This is a genomic window from Microcella sp., assembly GCF_051860105.1.
Lineage (GTDB): Bacteria > Actinomycetota > Actinomycetes > Actinomycetales > Microbacteriaceae > Microcella.
Window position 1 is genome coordinate 1 of sequence record NZ_JBHYEO010000033.1, and the last position, 18425, is coordinate 18425.

An 18425-nucleotide genomic window follows, 5' to 3' on the forward strand; every position below is an offset into this window, starting at 1 on the left:
TTCTCGCCATGTCAGGACGTCCAGATCAAACAACGTCCCTGGGCACTACAGCTAGCCGGCCCTCCCTCACACCCGGGCCTCGCCTCCGGCGACTCAACGTCGCCGGGGGTGGGCCCGGGGTCGTGCTGTAGCTCCGTCATCCTGCTCGGCGGGAGGCGACATGGCACGCAAAGACGACCTCGGGCGCTCGGGTGAGCAGCTCGCCGTCGAGCATCTGATCGCGATCGGCTGCACGATCATCGACCGCAACTGGCGGTGCCCGCAGGGCGAGCTCGACATCGTGGCGACCGATGGGCCGACCACGGTGTTCGTCGAGGTCAAGACCCGTTCGAGCCTCGCCTACGGGCACCCCCTCGACGCGATCACTCCGCGCAAGCTCGCCCGGCTGCGCCGCCTCGCGGGCGCCTGGTGCGACGCGCACCCGCTCGAGCCGGGCGCGCGTCGGCCGCGCCGTGTGCGCATCGACGCCATCGGCGTCGTCGCCAGGCGCGATGGCGTCGTTCTCGACCACCTCCGCGAGGTCGGCTGATGCCCGTCGCGCGCACTCTGGCGGTCGCCCTGCACGGTGTCGAGGGCTCGATCGTCGAGATCGAGGCCGACCTCGCCAACGGACTGCCCGCCTTCACGATCATCGGGCTGCCCGACACCTCCCTCGGCGAGGCGAAAGACCGAGTGCGCTCCGCGGCCACCAACTCGGGGTGCGATCTGCCCTCTCGCAAGGTGACGGTGAACCTCTCGCCCGCCTCGCTGCCCAAGCACGGTTCGGGGTTCGACCTGGGCATCGCCGTCGCCGCACTCGCGACGACGGGAGTCATCACCACCGAGGCCATCGCCTCGGTGGTGCACCTCGGCGAACTCTCGCTCGACGGTCGCCTGCGTCCCGTGGCCGGCGTGCTGCCCGCGGTGCTCGCCGCACGCCGGGCCGGAGCGCGGGCCGTCGTGGTGCCGAGCGGCAATGCTGACGAGGCGGCCCTCGTGCCGGGCATCCGCGTGATCGGGGCGGCGTCGCTGCGGGAGGTGCTCATCCGCCACGGCGCAGCGCTCGATCCGGTGCCGGTCGAGGCCCTCGTCGCACCCCACTCGGCTCCTCCCGCTGCGGAGCACGGTGACCTCGCAGACGTGGTCGGGCACCCCGAGGCGGTCGAGGCCCTGCAGGTCGCCGCGGCTGGAGGTCACCACATGCTCATGCTCGGGCCACCTGGGGCGGGCAAGACGCTGCTCGCGTCTCGCCTGCCCGGTCTGCTGCCCGACCTCGAGCCGGACGCCGCCGTCGAGGTCTCATCGATCCGCTCACTCGCCGGGCTGCCGCTCGGCTCGTCGCTCGTCACGCGACCGCCGCTCGAGGCTCCGCATCACAGCGCGACGATGGCGGCGCTCGTCGGCGGCGGCAGCGGTCTCGTGCGCCCCGGAGCCATCTCACGAGCGGCGCACGGCGTGCTCTTCCTCGACGAGGCGCCCGAGTTCGCCGGGGCGGTGCTCGACGCCCTGCGCCAGCCGCTCGAGACCGGCGAGATCACGATCCACCGTGCCCGCACGGTCGCGCGCTTCCCTGCCCGGTTCCAGCTCGTGCTCGCCGCGAACCCCTGCCCGTGCGGGCAGGGAGGCGGTGAGGAGTGCGCGTGCACGCCGATCATGCGCCGTCGCTACCTCGGTCGGTTGTCAGGACCACTGCTCGATCGCATCGACCTGCACCTCACGGTGCGGCGCGTCAGCGTCGCCCAGATGACCGAGGGGGCACCGGGCACGGTCAGCACCGCCGAGGCCCGCGTCCGCGTGATCGAGGCCCGTCGGCGCGGGCGCGAGCGCTGGGGTGGTCAGGGATGGTCGCTCACGGCGCAGGTGCCCGGCCCGGTCTTGCGGTCGCCCCGGTGGCGGCTAGCGGCGTCCGACCGGGCAGCGCTCGACCGGGCGCTCGAGCGTGGTGCCCTGACGATGCGGGGTTACGACCGGGTGCTGCGCGTCGCGTGGACGCTCGCCGACCTCGACGGCGCCGACCGACCCACCGCCGACCACCTCGGTCGCGCGCTCTACCTGCGAAAGGGAATCTGAATGAGCCTCTGGGGGATCGACCCGAATCGAATCGCCGCCGCGCTCGCCGCCGTGCGGCCGGGCGTGCTGGAGGCCTGGCCCGACGACGCCGTGCTCAACGGCGTCGTGCCGAAGGAGGTGCTGCCGGTCGACGCGCCAGTCGACGCGCCGGTCGACCCGCCGCTCGACGACGGGTCGCCTGATGATCACGACGCGGGCGGCGACGAGCCGGACGAGCCGGGCCCGCTCGACGTGCTCTTCGCCCGCGCGATCTGGGCCGTGCTCGTCGAGCCGGGAGACAGTGTTGCGGGCGCCCTGATCGCCGCGGTCGGCCCCGTCGCCGCCGCGCGGATGGTGATCGATCGCGTTGCGCCCGCCACGATCAGCGCTGCGACGCGCGGTGAGATCACGGTCGAGCGCGCCCATGACGGGCTGCTCCGCTGGAGTGAGCGGCTGAGAGCCGCCGACGTGCTCCGTAGTCTCGACAGCGCGGCGCGCTGCGGCGCCCGCATGATCGTGCCCGGTGACCCGTACTGGCCCGAAGGCATCGTGGCGCTGCGCGACAGCCCGCCAGTGCTGCTCTGGGCGCGCGGCGATCTCGAGCTTCTGCGACGCCCCGGTGTCGCCCTCGTCGGAGCCCGAGCGGCGACCGGATACGGCGAGCATGTCGCGATGGAGCTGGCCGCGGGGCTCTGTGCGCGCGACGTGGTCGTCGTCTCAGGGGGCGCGTACGGCATTGACGGCATGGCGCACCGCGCAGCGCTCGCGAGCGGCGGCGCCACGATCGCGGTGCTGGCCGGTGGCATCGATCGGCTCTACCCGAGCGGGCATGAGGCGCTGCTCACGCGAGTGGCCGAGAGCGGGCTGCTGGTCTCCGAAGTGCCGTGCGGCACCGCGCCGACGAAATGGCGGTTCCTCCAACGCAACAGGCTCATCGCGGTGCTCTCGTCGGCGACGGTCGTCGTCGAGGCCGGCCGGCGCTCCGGAGCGCTCAGCACGGCGAATCACGCTCTGGACGCGGGGCTGCCGGTGGGCATCGTGCCCGGCCCGATCACGAGCGCGGCGAGCGCGGGCTGCCACGCCTTCCTCCGCACCACGCCTGCGACCTGCGTCACGAGCGTTGCGGAGATCATGCAGCTCGCGTTCGGCGACGACGGCGTCCTCGCGATCCCTGAGCCCGCAGTGAGCGGAGGTTCTGAGGCATCGGGCGCTAAGCCGCAGCACGACGCGATGCAGGTGCGCGTCACCGACGCGCTCCGACCGCGGCGGGGGCAGTCCGTGAGCGAGATCGCCCGGGCCGTCGGTGAGGGGGTCGGCCGGGTCAGGGCCGCGCTCGGGGTGCTCGATCTCGAGGGACGGGCGGTGCGGGGCGCCGATGATCTCTGGCGGCTCGTGCCGGCGTCGGCACCGCGAGCCGAGTCCGATACCCGCATCGCCACATCCTGACATCGCTTCACCGAGCGCGGGTAGCCTGTCGGCATGACGCAGATGGGACAGTACCCTCCGGCCGGCCATGTGCTCGTGCACATCTCCGACACACACCTGCTCGGCGGCGGGCGTTCGCTGTATGGCAAAGTCCCGGTCGAGGAGCGCCTAGCAGCCGCGCTGCGGCGGCTCGAAGCCGGTCCGGTGCGCCCGGATGCGCTCGTCTTCACCGGCGACCTCGCCGACCTCGGCGAAGCCGACGCGTACCGACGGCTGCGCGCCGCCGTCGAACCGGTCGCGCAGCGCATGGGCGCCGAGATCATCTGGGTGATGGGCAACCATGACGAGCGGGCGCCCTACTCCTCGCTACTGTTCGACGAGCCCGAGACCGACGCGACGCAGGATCGCGTGCACGACATCCGCGGCCTGCGCGTCATCTCCCTCGACACGACCGTCCCCGGCTACCACCACGGCGAGCTCACGGCGGCGCAGCTCGACTGGCTGGCGGGAGTGCTCGCTGAGCCCGCGCCGCACGGCACGATCGTCGCTGTGCACCACCCGCCGGTGCCGACGCCGCTCGAGGTGATGGCCGTGCTCGAGCTGCACGACCAGCCGGCGCTCGCCGACGTGCTGCGAGGCACCGACGTCCGCCTGATCCTGGGCGGGCACCTGCACTACTCGACCCACAGCACCTTCGCGGGCATCCCGGTCTCGGTCGCCGCAGCCACCTGCTACACCCTCGATCTCGGTGCCGACGCGCAGCGCCTGCTCAGCGGGGTCGACGGAGGGCAGTCGTTCGACTACGTGCACGTCTACGACGACCAGGTGGTCACGTCGACGATCCCCGCCACCGACTTCCCCGAAGTGACGGGCTTCTCCGTCGACTACCGGCCCATGATCGACGCGATGCCGCCGGATGTGCGGCTCGAGCAGCTGTCGAGCAAGACCTCGCACCTCAATCTCAACGAGGCCGCGGCGAGCGACGTCTAGCGGTGCGCCGGGCCTAGGGCTGCGGTCGCTCCGACGACCCGCCGGCATCCGGTCGATCCGGCGACCCGTCGGCGTGCGGCCGCGGCGCGGCATCCGCGCGCCACGTCCTCGGCCGCTCCGCGGGTTCGGCGTGCCCGCGATACGCCGAGACGACTCGGTGCAGGTAGCGCGTGATGACGGCCTGCTCATCGTCGTCGAACTCGTGAATGGCTCGGTCGACCTCGGTCACCATGGGGATGATGCGGCCCATGGCGCGACCGATCGAGGCAGGCTCGGGCACGACGAGCGTTCCCCGCCGGTCATCGGGGTTCGGCATGCGGTGCACGTGGCCGAGGGCTTGGAGCCGGTCGACGACCGTGGTGACCGCGGCGGACGAGAGCGCGAGCCGCTCGGCCAAAGCGGTGGGGCTGAGCGGTCCGGCGACGATCAGATGCTGCATCGCGCTGAGATCGGTGGGGTTGACGGAGAGCTCGTCGCCGAGCGCACGCTCGAAGTCGTCGGTGACGTCGAGGAACTCGCGCAGCAGCAGCGTGGCGGCGTGCGTCTCGCCGAAGCTGGGAGTCTGCTGATCCGATTGGCTCACCTCCCCAGGATACCGCTAGGTTCTTCGATGGTCGAATATCTCGATCATCGAGAGACAACTCTCAGCATCCACGCCTCGCCCCAAGGAGTTCCCGTGAACGCGATCACGCGTTTCATCACCGCCGCCCGCACGTCCTGGATCGTTCTCGTCGTCGGCATCGCCGCCACGGCGGCCCTCTTCGTGGCCGCGGGGTACCAGACCGCTGACTCTGCGCCGCCGGTCGGTCTGCCCGATTCCGCTGAGTCGCAACAGGTGGCAGCCCTGCAAGAGCAGTTCGCCGATGAGGGCGCCACGAGTGCCTTCCTGATCTTCGGGCGCGAGAGCGGTGACTTGAGCGCCGACGATATCGCGGCGATCACCGAGCGCACGGTCGATCTCGCCGACCTCTCCCTCGATGGCTTTGTGCCGCCGCCGACCGTGTCGGAGGACGGCACGACCGCACTCGTTGTGCTGCCGCTCGAGGTAGAAGACCGGGTTTCGGCGCAGGCAGAGCGTGCCGACGAGATTCGCGCCATCGCCGCCGATGGGCTGCCCGACGGTGTGCAGGTCTGGTTCACCGGTGCGGAAGGCTTCGCGGTCGACTTCGCTGCCGTTTTTGAGGGAGCTAACTTCCTTCTGCTCGGTATCACGGCCCTCGTCGTTGCCCTTCTGCTGATCATCACCTACCGCAGCCCCGTGCTCTGGGTTGTGCCGCTCGCGGTGGTCGGCGTTGCCGACTTCATCGCCGGAATCGCGGCTCGACTGGTTGCCGACGCGGCGGGAATCACGCTCGACGGCTCGGTGACGGGCATCCTGTCGGTGCTCGTCTTCGGTGCGGGCACCAACTACGCCCTGCTGCTCATCGCGCGCTACCGCGACGAGCTGCGCCTGAACCTCGACCGTCGTGTCGCCATGGCGATCGCTCTCAAGGGGGCCGGCCCCGCGATCATCGCGAGCGGGTCGACTGTCGCCCTCGCGCTCGTGACCCTGTTGTTCGGTGAGCTCTCCGGAAACCGCTCCTTGGGTCTTGCCGGTGCGGTCGGCATCGTCGTCGCGATGGCCTACGCGCTCCTCGTGCTGCCGGCCGCCCTCGTGGTCTTCGGCCGCTGGTTGTTCTGGCCGCTCATCCCGCGTTACGGCTCGCCCGACAAGGTGTCGAGCAGCCTGTGGGGCAAGCTCGGCCGCGCGGTCAGCAAGCGTCCGGTCGCGGTCGCCATCGGAGGGTTCGTCATCCTCGGCGTCATGGCGTCGGGTCTCGCGACGGTGAATGTGGGTCTCTCGCAGAACGATCGCTTCATCGTCAAGCCCGAGGCGGTCATCGGTCAGGAGCGCCTTGCCGATGCGTTCTCGGCCGGTAGCTCGGCCCCGGCGACGATCATCACCACGCCCGGCGACGCCGAGGAGGTCGTCGACGGACTCCTCGCGATCGACGGTGTCGCAGAGGCGACCATCGCGGCGCAGAACGACGACATCGCCAGCATCAGCGTGGTGCTCGACGCCGACCCGGAGAGCGAAGAGGCCTTCGCCCTGATCGGCGAGCTGCGCCTCGCTCTCGACGACCTCGGCGACGGGGAGGCCCTTGTCGGCGGTAACGACGCGGCCGCTCTTGATCAGCGCGACGCGCAGCAGCGCGACCAGAATCTGGTCATCCCGCTCGTGCTCGTGCTCGTGCTGATCGTGCTGATCGTGCTCCTGCGGGCGCTTGTCGCCCCACTACTGCTGCTGCTCGCCGTGGTCGCCAGCTTCTTCAGCGCCGTGGGTATCGGGTCGGTCCTGTTCACGACCGTGTTCGGCTTCCCGGGCATCGACACGACCGTGTTGCTGTTCAGCTTCATCTTCCTCGTGGCTCTCGGTGTCGATTACTCGATCTTCCTCGTCACGCGAGCCAAGGAGGAGGTGCCGACCCTCGGAACCTCGGAAGGCATGGTGCGCGCCCTTGCCGCCACCGGCGGCGTGATCACCAGTGCGGGCATCTTGCTCGCGGCTGTGTTCGCGGTGCTCGGTGTGCTGCCGCTCATCGCCCTGACCCAGGTCGGCGTGATCGTCTGCATCGGTGTTCTCATTGACACCCTGCTCGTGCGCACCGTGATCGTTCCGGCGATGACCTTCATCGCCAAGGACCGCTTCTGGTGGCCTCGCCGCCCCGAGCTCACCGACGCGGAGGCGGCGGCGCGCGGAGCCGATGGCCAGGCCGAGCGGATGCCGGACGAAGCGCCCGCCCCTGAGCGCGAACCGGCGCCCGTCGCCTGAGCCCGGCTCGAGCATCCCGAGCCCGACCCGCGCCCGTCACGGCCTGTCGCCGTGACGGGCGCGCGGGCGAGGGCGCATGCTGAAGGGGTGCACGCACCGACCACCGCGCTGCGCGAGGCGATCGCGCTCTACCTGCGCGCCGTCGAGCTCGAGCGCGGGGCGAGCGCCCACACGGTGCGCGCCTACGGGGGAGACCTCGACAGCTTCGCCGCCTTCGTCGAGCAGCGCGGGGCCGAGCCCGATCCGGCACTCATCGACCTCGAGCTGCTGCGCGAGTGGGTGTGGAGCCAGAGCGACGCCGGGCTCGCCGCGTCGAGCCTGGCCCGGCGGGCCTCGACGATGCGCGGCTTCACGGCGTGGCTCGCGCGCACCGGCCGTGCGCCCGCCGACGCGGCCACCCGGCTGCGTGCTCCGCGGCCCGACCGGCACCTTCCGCGCGTGCTCAGCCGGTCGCAGGTGGATGCTCTGCTCGACGGCCTCACCACCCGCGCGGCGACGCGCGACCCCCTGGCGCTGCGCGACCTCGCGATGATCGAGCTGCTCTACGCGAGCGCGCTGCGCGTGAGCGAGCTTGTCGGCCTCGACCTCGGCGATGTCGATGCCGCGCGCCGCGTGGTGCGCGTGCTCGGCAAGGGCGCGAAGGAGCGCGTGGTGCCGTTCGGGGTGCCGGCCGCTCGGGCGATCGCGGGATACCTCGAGCACGGGCGGCCCGCGCTGCTCGCCGAGCGGTCGGGCTCGGCGCTCTTCCTCGGCGCCCGGGGGGCGCGCGAGTCGACCCGCGCCGTCTACACCCTCGTCGCGGGCCTGCTCGCCGAGCAGCCCGGCAGCGGACCCTCCGGCCCCCACACCTTCCGGCACACGGCGGCGACGCACCTGCTCGACGGCGGTGCCGATCTGCGCGCTGTGCAGGAGATCCTCGGCCACGCGAGCCTCGGCACCACGCAGATCTACACGCACGTGAGCGCCGAGCGACTCGCCGCGGTCTACCGCACCGCCCATCCGCGCGCCTGAGCCCGCTGCCGCGGCTCACCCGAGCGGCAGCAGCACGGCCCGCTGGAGGCCGCCGAGGTAGAGCAGGGGAGACACGTACTCGCCGGCGACCCGCACCCCGAGGTGCACGCAGGGCCTCGCGCAGTGCCCCGGCTCGAGCACGCCGATCACCTGGCCCGCGGTCACGCGCTCACCCGTCGCGACGAGCGGCGTCACGGGTTCAACCGTCGCGAGCACCTGCCCGATGCGCACCGTGATGACCGGCCGGTCGACGACGACGCCCGCGTAGTGCACGGTGCCGCTCGTGACCGCGCGCACCTCGTCGCCCGGGGCCAACGCAGCGAGATCGACCCCCCGGTGCCCGGCCGCGTACGGCGTCGCCGGCTGCACGTACGGGCGCACCACCGCACGCGGACCGTCGACGGGCCACACCCACCCCGGTGCCGCGGGAGCGAGCGCAGCGGGGGCGGCAGCGGCGGGCGCGGCGTGCGCCCGGCCGGAGGGCCCGAGCGCGCCGAGCACGAGCAGGGCGGCGAGGGCGAGCAGGGCGGGGCGCATGCCGACAGCATCGGGGCGATCGCCGCATCCGGATGCTCGGTGACCGCCAGCGGGGGAGAACCCGACGCCCGCGGAGGGCGCGGGGGAGCGGTGATATGCTGGCAGACGCAGTCGCGCCTGTCGCGGCTGACTTCGCGTGTCCGTTTCATGGCGCACATCCCCCTCAGTCCCGCATGTCTCCCGAGCAATCGGCAGGCGAACGGGTGGGGGCCAGCGCCGGGCACCAGGGCCCCTCCCGTCGGGCGGGGCGACAACTGAGAACAGAAGGAGTACGGCCATGGCCGTCGTCACCATTCGCCAGCTGCTCGACAGCGGCGTGCACTTCGGGCACCAGACCCGCCGCTGGAACCCGAAAGTCAAGCGCTTCATCCTGACCGAGCGCAGCGGCATCCACATCATCGACCTGCAGCAGTCGCTCGCCTACATCGACAAGGCCTACGACTTCGTCACGGAGACGGTCGCCCACGGCGGCACCATCCTCTTCGTCGGCACCAAGAAGCAGGCGCAGGAGTCGATCGCCGAGCAGGCTACGCGCGTCGGCCAGCCCTACGTCAACCAGCGCTGGCTCGGTGGTCTGCTGACCAACTTCCAGACCGTGTCAAAGCGCCTCGCGCGCATGAAGGAGCTCGAGGAGCTCGACTTCGACGACACCACCAAGGGCTTCACCAAGAAAGAGCTGCTGATCAAGAAGCGCGAGCTCGACAAGCTGCACAAGTCGCTCGGCGGTATCCGCAACCTCACGAAGACGCCGAGCGCCATGTGGGTCGTCGACCCCAAGCGCGAGCACCTCGCGATCGATGAGGCCAAGAAGCTGGGCATCCCGGTCATCGGCATCCTCGACACGAACGCCGACCCCGATGAGCTGGCGTACCCGATCCCGGGCAACGATGACGCGATCCGCTCGGTGGCGCTGCTGACGCGCATCATCGCGGATGCTGCTGCCGAGGGTCTGATCCGCAAGCACGCGAGCCCCAAGGCCGAGGGCAACGTCTCCGCCGTCGAGCCCCTCGCCGAGTGGGAGCGCGAGCTGCTCGAGCAGGGTGCCGCCGCTGCTGAGGCACCCGCCCCCGAGGCCCCCGCGGCCGAGGTCGTCGAGGCGCCCGCCGCCGACGAGCCTGCTGCCGAGGTCGTCGAGGCGCCCGCCGCCGACGAGCCTGCTGCCGAGGTCGTCGAGGCGCCCGCCGCCGACGAGCCTGCTGCCGAGTTCGTCGAGGCGCCCGCTGTCGAGGCACCCGCTGCCGAGGCGCCCGTCGCCGAGGAGCCCGCTGCTGAGGCGCCCGCCGCCGAGGTCGCTGAGGAGCCCGCCGCCGAGAAGCCGGCCAAGAAGGCCCCCGCCAAGAAGAAGCCCGCCGCCGAGGCTGACGCCGCGGCTGCCGAGACCGAGTAAGGACACCTCTATGGCGAACGTCAGCCTGGAAGACATCAAGACCCTGCGCGAGCGCCTCGGCACCGGCATGGTCGACACGAAGAACGCTCTCGTCGAGGCCGAGGGTGACCTCGAGAAGGCGACCGAGATCCTGCGGCTCAAGGGCGCGAAGGGCAACGCGAAGCGTGCCGACCGCTCGACGAGCGAGGGCCTCATCGCCGCCCACGAGGGCGCCGGTGCGACCACGATGATCGAGCTCGCCTGCGAGACCGACTTCGTCGCCAAGGGCGAGAAGTTCGTCGCCCTCGGTGAGCGCGTGCTCGCCGCGGTCGTCGCCGCCGGTGCGGCCACGGTCGAGGCGGCCCTGGCCGCTCCGGTCGACGGCTCGACCGTCGCCGCGATCATCGACGAGGAGGCCGCGATCATCGGCGAGAAGTTCGAGCTGCGCCGCGTCGCGCGCCTCGAGGGCTCGCAGTTCGCGATCTACCTGCACCGCACCAACAAAGACCTGCCCCCGCAGGTCGGTGTGGTCGTGGCCTACGAGGGTTCTGACGCCGAGACGGCGCGCAGCATCGCGCAGCACATCTCGTTCGCCGACCCGCAGTACCTGACGCGCGACGAGGTTCCGACCGAAGCGGTCGAGACCGAGCGTCGCATCGTCGAGGAGATCTCGCGCAACGAGGGCAAGCCCGAGGCCGCGCTGCCGAAGATCGTCGAGGGCCGCGTCGGCGCGTTCTTCAAGCAGGTCGCCCTGCTCGAGCAGGACTACGCGCGCGACAACAAGCTCACCGTCGCGACCGTGCTGAAGGACGCCGGTCTGACCGTGACGGGCTTCGCCCGCTTCAAGGTCGGCGCCTAGGTCGACGACCGATGAAGGGCCCGAGACGCGTTCGCGACTCGGGCCCTTCTCCATGCCCGGCCCGCGCGACGGCCTCGACCTCCGCGCGGCGCGCACGCCCCGCTACGCTGAACCCGACCCCGACACGAATGGATGCTCCGTCATGACCGAACCCCGTCGCCGCCGTGTAATGCTCAAGCTGTCGGGTGAGGCGTTCGGCGGAGGGTCTCTCGGAGTCAACCCCGACATCGTGAGCGCGATCGCGCGTGAGATCGCCGAGGCCGCGAAAGATGTCGAGGTCGCGATCGTCGTGGGCGGCGGCAACTTCTTCCGCGGCGCCGAGCTCAGCCAGCGCGGCATGGACCGCGGGCGCGCCGACTACATGGGCATGCTCGGCACGGTCATGAACGCGCTCGCCCTGCAAGACTTCCTCGAGCAGGCGGGCGCGCAGGTGCGCGTGCAGTCGGCCATCCAGATGACCCAGGTCGCCGAGCCGTACATCCCGCTGCGGGCCGAGCGCCACCTCGAGAAGGGGCGGGTGGTCATCTTCGGCGCCGGTGCCGGGCTTCCGTACTTCTCGACCGACACCGTCGCGGCGCAGCGCGCGCTCGAGATCGGGGCGGTCGAAGTGCTCGTGGCCAAGAACGGCGTCGACGGCGTCTACAGCGACGACCCGCGCCGCAACCCCGATGCGCGCAAGCTCGACGCCATCACCTACCAGGAGGCGCTCGTGAAGGGCCTCAAGGTCGTCGACTCGACGGCGTTCTCGCTGTGCATGGACAACGGCATGCCGATGGTCGTCTTCGGCATGGAGCCGGGCGGCAACATCGCCCGCGCCATCCGCGGCGAGCAGATCGGCACGCGCGTCTCGAATTGATCGCCGCCCTGCTCATCGCCGGCGCGGCGCTCGCGCACGCCGTCTGGAACATCGCGATGAAGCGCGCCGGAACGAGCGGCACGACCTTCATCGCCGCCACTCTCGTCGTGGGCGTCGTCGCACTCGCCCCGGTCGGCATCACCGCCCTCATCGCTGCGCCGCCCGCGGCGGGTGCCTTCGCGCCGCTCGTGCTCGGCAGCGCGGCGCTGCAGCTGGCCTACTTCCTGCTGCTGCAGCGCGGCTACCGGCTCGCCGATGTCGGGGTCGTCTACCCGCTCGCGCGCGGCACCGGGCCGTTGCTGAGCGTCGTCGGCGCCGTCGTGCTGCTGGGCGAGCGCCCGGGCCCGGTGGTGCTCGCGGGGGCCGCTCTCGTCGTCGCGGGCGTCGTCGTCATCGGCCTCGCCGGCACCCGCGGCGGCGAGCCGTCGCACGATGACGCCGCGCGGCGCTGGCGGGGAATCCGCTACGGGGCGGCGGTCGGCGTCGTCATCGCCGCCTACACGCTGTGGGATGCGGCCGCTGTGACCCGCGCCGACCTCGACCCCGTCGGCTACTACTGGGCGAGCATGGTCGTGCAGCTCGTCGTGCTGCTGGCGCTGTCGGTGCCGCGCGAGCGCGGGGCGCTCATGCGAACTGCTCGCGAGCATCCCGTCGCCGTCGTGCTCGTGGGGCTGCTGTCACCGCTCGCCTACGTCGCCGTGCTGGCCGCCTACACGCTCGCTCCGGTGTCGATCGTGGCGCCCGCGCGCGAGGCGAGCGTCGTGCTCATCGCCCTCGCGGGCTGGCTGCTGCTGCGCGAGCCCCACCCGGTGCCGCGCATCGCGGGTAGCGTCGTCGTGCTCGCGGGCATTGCCCTGCTCGCCCTCGGCTGATGCCCCGCCTGCCGCACTGCGCCCACTAGACTCGGGGGCGACCCACCGAAGGAGCCCGCTGTGATCGCCGACGTTCTGGCCGAAGCCACCGACAAGATGACCAAGGCCGTCGAGGTCGCGAAAGAGGACTTCGCGACCGTGCGCACGGGCCGGGCCAACCCGCAGCTGTTCCAGAAGATCCTCGTCGAGTACTACGGCACGCCCACGCCGCTCGCCCAGCTCGCGAGCCTGCAGAACCCCGAGGCGCGCACCATTCTCATCACGCCCTACGACAAGAGCGCGCTGAAAGAGATCGAGAAGGCGATCGTCAACTTCCCGAACCTCGGCGCGAGCCCCAACAACGACGGCGAGATCATCCGCGTCACGATGCCCGAGCTGACGGAGGACCGTCGCAAGGAGTACGTGAAGATCGTCAAGCAGAAGGCCGAAGACTGCAAGGTCGCCATCCGCAACATCCGCCGCAAGGCGAAAGAAGACCTCGACAAGCTGAAGAGCGAGGTGGGCGACGACGAGGTGGCCCGCGCCGAGAAAGAGCTCGAGGCGATCACGAAGCGCGCGACCGATGCCGCCGAAGACGCGCTCAAGAAGAAGGAAGCCGAGCTGCTCGAGGTCTAGATGCCCGAGACTCCCGAATCCGCGCCGCCCGCTGCGGCCCCCGAGCCGGTGCCCCCGCGCGGGGCGCGCCGCCCGGGTCGCGGCCGTGCCGCTTCGGCGCGTGACGAGGTCGAGGCGGCCATCCACGACATCGAGAACAAGGTGCACGATCTCGAGGCGAAAGCGCGCGAGATGGATGCCCGCATCGAGGCCCGCGCCGGTCGCAGTCTGACCAAGGCCATCTTCTTCGGGCTCGTGCTGGGCTTCGCCCTGCTGTTCAGCCTCATCGTCGTCAAAGAGCTGTTCATGATCTTCGCGGCGACGCTCGTCGCGTTCACGGTCTACGAGCTCGCGAGCGCTCTGCGGTTCGCGGGGCGCGACATCCCGCGCATCCCGCTCGTGATCGCCGCCATCGGTGTCGTGCCGCCCGCCTTCTACCTCGGCGCGCCGGGGCTGTGGTGGGCCTTCCTGGCCGGTGTCGCCTTCGTGAGCCTGTGGCGCATCGTCGAGACGCTGCGGCCCGCCATGCGGCAGCCCGGGGTCTCGCTCCGCACCGACCTCGCGGCCGGCGTGTTCGTGCTCAGCTACGTGCCGCTACTCGCGGGCTTCGCGGTCGTCATGACGGCGCAGCCGCGCGGCGAGTGGTGGGTGCTCGCCTATCTCATCGTCGTCATCGCGATCGACACGGGCGCCTACGCGGCCGGCGTGCTGTTCGGCAAGCACCCCATGGCACCCCGCATCAGCCCGAAGAAGACCTGGGAGGGCTTCGCGGGGTCGGTCGTCGCGGCGACGCTCGCGGGCATCCTGCTCGCCGTGCTCATGATCGGCACCGACTGGTGGGTCGGGCTCATCCTCGCGCTGACGCTCGTCGGCGTCGCGACCCTCGGCGACCTCACCGAGTCGCTCATCAAGCGCGATCTCGGCATCAAAGACATCTCGACCTGGCTCCCGGGTCACGGCGGGTTCCTCGACCGCCTCGACTCGATGCTGCCCTCGACGATCGCCGCCTACGTGATCTTCAGCCTGCTCGGCTGAGTCGCGGGCAGCGACCGCGCCGTCGGGGCGCGGTGGCGCCCGAGGCCCCGCGACTGCGGCAGAATGGTGCGGTGACCTCGACATTCCCCCGTGCCCGCTCGGGCAAGCCCGGCTACGACGTCGCCGAGGTCGACGCGTTCCTCGAGCGCGCGCGGGTGGCGTTCTCCGCCCCGGCAGGCGACGAGGCCTCGTTGTCGAGCGACGAGATCCGGCACACGGCCTTCCGCGTGGTCCGGAAGGACGGCTACTCGGCGCGGCACGTGGATGCCGCACTGGAGCGCCTCGAGGAGGCCTTCGCCGGCCGCGAGCGCGAGCAGGCGATCGCTCGTGACGGCTCCGAGGCCTACTACGCAGACGCCCGTGCGACGGCGCAGGAGATCATCGATCGTCTCGCCCGCCCGGCCGGGGCGAAGTTCCGGCGCGTGAGCCTGCTGACGCGCGGCTACCGCCCGGAGGACGTCGACGCCTTCGCCGCCCGCATCTCGGCGTACTTCGAGAACGGGCAGCAGCTGCCGGTCGAGACGGTGCGCACGATCGCCTTCCGATCCCGCTACCGCGGCTACCACGAGACGCAGGTCGACCTGCTGCTCGACACCGTCATCCGGCTCATGTTGGCCGTGCGCTGACCATTCGCCGTACCCGTCGCTACCCGTCCGGTAGAATCGGGGAACTGTGGGACGCCATGCCGCGACGATGACGCACCCCACTGCGCAGGACGAGCGCTGGGGGAGCGCTGATCGGCGACCCTCCGCACCCGCGGTCGAACGGCACGTCCGCACGCCCTGGTCGCTCCCGCTCTTCGCCTCCGTCGTCTCGCTCGCGTTCGTGCTCGCGGCCATCACCGACCACTCACCCGCGATGGCGCTCGAGGTGACGGCGCCGGCTCCTGAGCGCCCGTCGCAGGTTCTGGTCGCGGCCGAGCAGCCCGTCGGCAGCGTCGAGCTGGCCGAGTGGAAGACCTCACGCGTGGTGACCTACGGCATCGCGCCGGCCGCCGGAACCCCCGACCCCGGCACGGCCAAGGAGATCGCCCTGCAGCTCGTCACCGCCCGGGGGTGGGGCATCGATCAGTACGACTGCCTGGTCGCGCTCTGGAACAAGGAGTCGCGCTGGAACGTCTACGCGCAGAACGCGAGCTCGGGCGCCTATGGCATCCCGCAGGCGCTGCCGGGGTCGAAGATGGCGTCCGCCGGCGCCGACTGGGCGACGAATCCGGTGACGCAGATCACCTGGGGCCTCGGGTACGTCGAGGCGCGATACGGCGACCCGTGCGGAGCCTGGGCGCACAGCCAGCGCGTCGGCTGGTACTAGGCCCCCGCAGCGATGCCCCGCAGCAATCGGCCCCGCGGCCGTCGGCCCGACAACGCCTTTGACGAGCCCCTCGACCTCGACCGCATCACGGCCGGCCTGCGGCGCACGGTCGTGAAGCGCACGGGCACCTGGACGGTGCAGCAGGTCTCGGCCGCCGCAGCGCAGAAGGTGTACCTGTGCCCAGGCTGCCGGCTCGAGGTGCCTGTCGGCCAGGCGCACGTCGTCGCCTGGCGGGCCGACGGGCTCATGGGTGACGCGGCCGCACTCGCCGACCGTCGGCACTGGCACGCGCACTGCTGGAGGATGGAACCATGAGCGAACCGATCCGCAGCACGACGGTGCTCCCTGCCGTGCGCACCGACATCGAGCTGCGCACGCCCGACGGCCTCACGCTCGTCGGCGAGCTGTCGGTGCCCGAGCACCACGCTCCGATCGCGACGCTCGTGTGCCTCCACCCGCTTCCGACGGCGGGCGGCTACATGGATTCGCACATCATCCGCAAGGCGGCCGCGCGGCTGCCGGCGCTCGCGGACATCGCGGTGCTGCGATTCAACTTCCGCGGCGTGAGCTCGCCGCGCGGCACGAGCGAGGGATCGTTCGGTCACGGCGACGACGAGCGCTTCGATCTGGATGCGGCCATGGCCGCGGTCGCCGAGCGCGGCCTGCCGGATCCCTGGTTGCTCGGCTGGTCGTTCGGCACGGAGGTCGCGCTCAAGCACGGCCTCGAGCATCCGATCGTCGGGGCGATCCTGCTCTCGCCCCCGCTGCACCGCACGACCCCCGACGAGGTCGCGGCGTGGGCGGGCAGCGGCAAGCGGCTCGTGGTGGTCGTGCCCGAGCTCGACGACTACCTCCGGCCGCCCGAGGCCCTCGAGCGTTTCGCGAGCGTGCCCGAGAGGGAGTTCGTCGCCGTCGAGGGGGGCAAGCACCTGTGGGTCGGCGAGAACCAGACCGTGCGCGTGCTCACCGAGATCGTGGCGCGCCTGAATCCCGCCGTGCTGCCCCTGCCGACGGAGTGGCCCTGATCGCAGGGCCGCGTCGGGCGGCTCGTTGCTCTATTTCTCCTCGAGCTTCGGCACGACCACCTGATCGATGATGATCAGGATAGAGGCGGCGACGGGGATGGCGATGAGCGCCCCGAGGATGCCCAGCAGCGTGCCGCCGATGAGGGCGGCGATGACGACGACCACGCCGGGCACCTTCACCGCGCGGTTCATGATGTTGGGGCTGAAGACGTAGGCCTCGACCTGCATGTAGATGAGGTAGTAGACGCCCGCGGCGATCACCGTCGCGATCGAGTCGGGGTTGACGAGCAGCTGGGTGCTGACGATCAGGATCGACCCCGAGAGTGTGCCGACGAGCGGCACGAGCGAGAACAGGAAGGCGATGAAGGCGAACAGGGCGGGGTAGGCGGCGCCGATGATGCTGAGGAAGATGAAGCTCAGCACACCGTTGATGAAGGCGAGAGTCACCTGGCCGACCACGTAGCGGCCGACGGCCTGCGCGACCTGCTCGGAGATGCCGATGAACTGCTCGCGGCGCGAGCGCGGCACGAGGCGGTAGAGGGCCTTCTTGATGTTGCCGAGCGACGCGGTGAAGTACAGGGTCAGGATCAGGATGATGAGGGCCCCGAAGATGCCGGTGGCGATCGACACGCTCACGGAGAGCACGCCGCCGCCGATCTGGGCGAGGTTGTCGGGGTCGGTCAGGTAGGTGAGCGCGTCCTCCGCGGCCGCGCGCACATCGAGCACCTCGATGGGGATGACGCTCTGGATCTGCGACAGCAGCTCGTCGAGCGACTCGGGGTTCGTGACGTACTCGGTGATCTGGTTGATGAGCTTCGTCGACTGCTCGATGACGACGGGGATGATCGCGAACACGAGACCGGCGAAGAGCCCCAGCACGCCGAGGAGCACCGTCAGGATCGCCGCCCAGCGCGGCCATTTGCGTGACTCGAGCCACGAGATGAGCGGATCGAGGCCGAGGGCGATGAAGATCGCCGCGCCGATGTAGGTGAGGATCGTGGCCAGTGAGGCGAAAGCGCCCCCGATGAGCAGCGCGATGAGCACGCCCAGGCCCCCGAAGATGCCGAGCCGGAACGCGTTCTGGATCTTCACCGAGGTCCTTCCATCGGGGCGGTGGGCTGACTACTGCTCGTCGCGGGTGGAGAGCGCCTCTGCCTGCGACAGTACCCCGCGGAGGCCCTCGAAGTAGCCCGCCACGGCGTCGCGCTCGACGCGGATACGTGTCATGCGCTCCTCGGCGTCGGCGATGAGCGCGGCGCTGCGCTCCTGCGCGTCGCGTAGCAGCTCGGCGGCGCGGCGCTCGGCGTTCTCGAGCACCGATCGAGCGGTGGCATCGGCGCTCGCGCGCGCGGCCTCGGCCTCATCCGTGGCCGAGCGCTCGAGCGCTTCGGCCTCGGTGCGCACCGTCGCGGCGCGCTCCTGCGCGGCGGCGAGCTGCGCCGTCGCCTCGTCGAGGTAGCGCTGGGTCTGGGCGACGGCGTCCTGCTGCCGCGCCAGGTACTCGCGCTCGGCCTCATCACGTCGGGCGGTGAGCTCGACGTCGAGGTCGACGCGCGCCTGCTCGGCGGCGCGGGCGAGTCGGGCGCGGTGCTCGTCGGCCTCGTGCTGCAGCTGCGCGCGCGTGGTCGCTGCCTCGTCGGCGAGCTGCCGACGCTGACGCTCGGTCTCGCGCTCGAGCGTCTGCTGCTGCTCGGCGGCGGCGGC

Annotated in this window: 19 protein-coding genes and 1 pseudogene; 16 read left to right on the forward strand and 4 right to left on the reverse strand. The window is 71.3% G+C overall.

Going from position 1 to position 18425, the window contains the following annotated elements; translation table 11 throughout:
- The first annotated feature begins 160 nt into the window (after positions 1 to 160).
- Genes ACTIE9_RS12400 through ACTIE9_RS12415 form a run of 4 tightly spaced genes read left to right on the forward strand, consistent with a single transcriptional unit; the run spans position 161 to position 4443 of the window.
- Positions 161 to 529, forward strand: coding sequence for a YraN family protein (locus ACTIE9_RS12400; protein WP_439565880.1), 369 nt, complete (start codon positions 161 to 163; stop codon positions 527 to 529).
- Complete coding sequence (locus ACTIE9_RS12405; RefSeq protein ID WP_439565881.1) at positions 529 to 2049, forward strand: YifB family Mg chelatase-like AAA ATPase; 1521 nt, start codon at positions 529 to 531, stop codon at positions 2047 to 2049. The genes ACTIE9_RS12400 and ACTIE9_RS12405 overlap by 1 nt, the downstream gene beginning before the upstream one ends.
- Complete coding sequence (gene dprA, locus ACTIE9_RS12410) at positions 2050 to 3474, forward strand: DNA-processing protein DprA (RefSeq protein ID WP_439565882.1); 1425 nt, start codon at positions 2050 to 2052, stop codon at positions 3472 to 3474.
- 33 nt (positions 3475 to 3507) lie between these two features.
- Positions 3508 to 4443 carry a phosphodiesterase gene (locus tag ACTIE9_RS12415; protein ID WP_439565883.1) on the forward strand — a complete coding sequence of 312 codons (936 nt, stop codon included), beginning with the start codon at positions 3508 to 3510 and terminating at the stop codon, positions 4441 to 4443.
- Between the two features lie 13 nt (positions 4444 to 4456).
- On the opposite strand, the gene ACTIE9_RS12420 is transcribed toward ACTIE9_RS12415, so the two are convergent.
- Positions 4457 to 5026, reverse strand: coding sequence for a MarR family winged helix-turn-helix transcriptional regulator (locus ACTIE9_RS12420; protein WP_439565884.1), 570 nt, complete (start codon positions 5024 to 5026; stop codon positions 4457 to 4459).
- Positions 5027 to 5119: 93 nt separating this feature from the next.
- Here ACTIE9_RS12420 and ACTIE9_RS12425 point away from each other — a divergent pair, with 93 nt between their 5' ends.
- Together ACTIE9_RS12425 and ACTIE9_RS12430 are read left to right on the forward strand one after the other, a co-directional pair.
- The gene (locus ACTIE9_RS12425) at positions 5120 to 7255 is read left to right on the forward strand and encodes an MMPL family transporter (protein ID WP_439565885.1); all 2136 of its coding nucleotides are present in this window, start codon (positions 5120 to 5122) and stop codon (positions 7253 to 7255) included.
- A gap of 87 nt (positions 7256 to 7342) precedes the next feature.
- Positions 7343 to 8266: a tyrosine recombinase XerC gene (locus ACTIE9_RS12430; RefSeq protein ID WP_439565886.1), complete on the forward strand. Its 924-nt coding sequence runs from the start codon at positions 7343 to 7345 to the stop codon at positions 8264 to 8266.
- 15 nt (positions 8267 to 8281) lie between these two features.
- Here the strand turns inward: ACTIE9_RS12430 and ACTIE9_RS12435 are convergent, their stop codons facing one another.
- Complete coding sequence (locus tag ACTIE9_RS12435) at positions 8282 to 8803, reverse strand: murein hydrolase activator EnvC family protein (RefSeq protein ID WP_439565887.1); 522 nt, start codon at positions 8801 to 8803, stop codon at positions 8282 to 8284.
- A gap of 277 nt (positions 8804 to 9080) precedes the next feature.
- Between ACTIE9_RS12435 and rpsB the strand changes: the two genes are divergently transcribed.
- The 10 genes from rpsB to ACTIE9_RS12485 all read left to right on the forward strand — a co-directional run bounded on the left by rpsB (position 9081) and on the right by ACTIE9_RS12485 (position 16721).
- Entirely contained in the window at positions 9081 to 10190 is a 1110-nt protein-coding gene (gene rpsB / locus ACTIE9_RS12440) for a 30S ribosomal protein S2 (RefSeq protein ID WP_439565888.1), read from the forward strand.
- A 10-nt stretch (positions 10191 to 10200) separates the two neighbouring features.
- A complete protein-coding gene (gene tsf, locus ACTIE9_RS12445; protein WP_439565889.1) occupies positions 10201 to 11028 on the forward strand; it encodes a translation elongation factor Ts in 828 nt (275 codons plus the stop codon).
- A 142-nt stretch (positions 11029 to 11170) separates the two neighbouring features.
- A complete protein-coding gene (gene pyrH / locus ACTIE9_RS12450) occupies positions 11171 to 11884 on the forward strand; it encodes a UMP kinase (RefSeq protein WP_439565890.1) in 714 nt (237 codons plus the stop codon).
- Positions 11881 to 12756, forward strand: a complete 876-nt coding sequence (locus tag ACTIE9_RS12455; protein ID WP_439565891.1) for an EamA family transporter — start codon at positions 11881 to 11883, stop codon at positions 12754 to 12756. Before pyrH ends, ACTIE9_RS12455 begins: the two co-directional genes overlap by 4 nt.
- A 60-nt stretch (positions 12757 to 12816) precedes the next feature.
- Positions 12817 to 13371 (forward strand): ribosome recycling factor, encoded by a 555-nt coding sequence (gene frr / locus ACTIE9_RS12460; RefSeq protein ID WP_439565892.1) that lies wholly within the window; start codon positions 12817 to 12819, stop codon positions 13369 to 13371.
- Entirely contained in the window at positions 13372 to 14385 is a 1014-nt protein-coding gene (locus tag ACTIE9_RS12465; RefSeq protein WP_439565893.1) for a phosphatidate cytidylyltransferase, read from the forward strand.
- A gap of 71 nt (positions 14386 to 14456) precedes the next feature.
- Positions 14457 to 15011 carry a DivIVA domain-containing protein gene (locus ACTIE9_RS12470; protein WP_439565894.1) on the forward strand — a complete coding sequence of 185 codons (555 nt, stop codon included), beginning with the start codon at positions 14457 to 14459 and terminating at the stop codon, positions 15009 to 15011.
- A gap of 46 nt (positions 15012 to 15057) precedes the next feature.
- Positions 15058 to 15696 (forward strand): lytic transglycosylase domain-containing protein, encoded by a 639-nt coding sequence (locus ACTIE9_RS12475; protein ID WP_439565895.1) that lies wholly within the window; start codon positions 15058 to 15060, stop codon positions 15694 to 15696.
- A gap of 12 nt (positions 15697 to 15708) precedes the next feature.
- Positions 15709 to 16011 carry a hypothetical protein gene (locus tag ACTIE9_RS12480; RefSeq protein WP_439565896.1) on the forward strand — a complete coding sequence of 101 codons (303 nt, stop codon included), beginning with the start codon at positions 15709 to 15711 and terminating at the stop codon, positions 16009 to 16011.
- Positions 16008 to 16721: an alpha/beta hydrolase gene (locus tag ACTIE9_RS12485; RefSeq protein WP_439565897.1), complete on the forward strand. Its 714-nt coding sequence runs from the start codon at positions 16008 to 16010 to the stop codon at positions 16719 to 16721. The genes ACTIE9_RS12480 and ACTIE9_RS12485 overlap by 4 nt, the downstream gene beginning before the upstream one ends.
- A 30-nt stretch (positions 16722 to 16751) precedes the next feature.
- Here the strand turns inward: ACTIE9_RS12485 and ACTIE9_RS12490 are convergent, their stop codons facing one another.
- Both ACTIE9_RS12490 and ACTIE9_RS12495 read right to left on the reverse strand, forming a co-directional pair.
- Entirely contained in the window at positions 16752 to 17813 is a 1062-nt protein-coding gene (locus ACTIE9_RS12490; protein WP_439565898.1) for an AI-2E family transporter, read from the reverse strand.
- 30 nt (positions 17814 to 17843) lie between these two features.
- Positions 17844 to 18425: pseudogene (locus ACTIE9_RS12495) on the reverse strand (hypothetical protein); the annotation flags it as partial.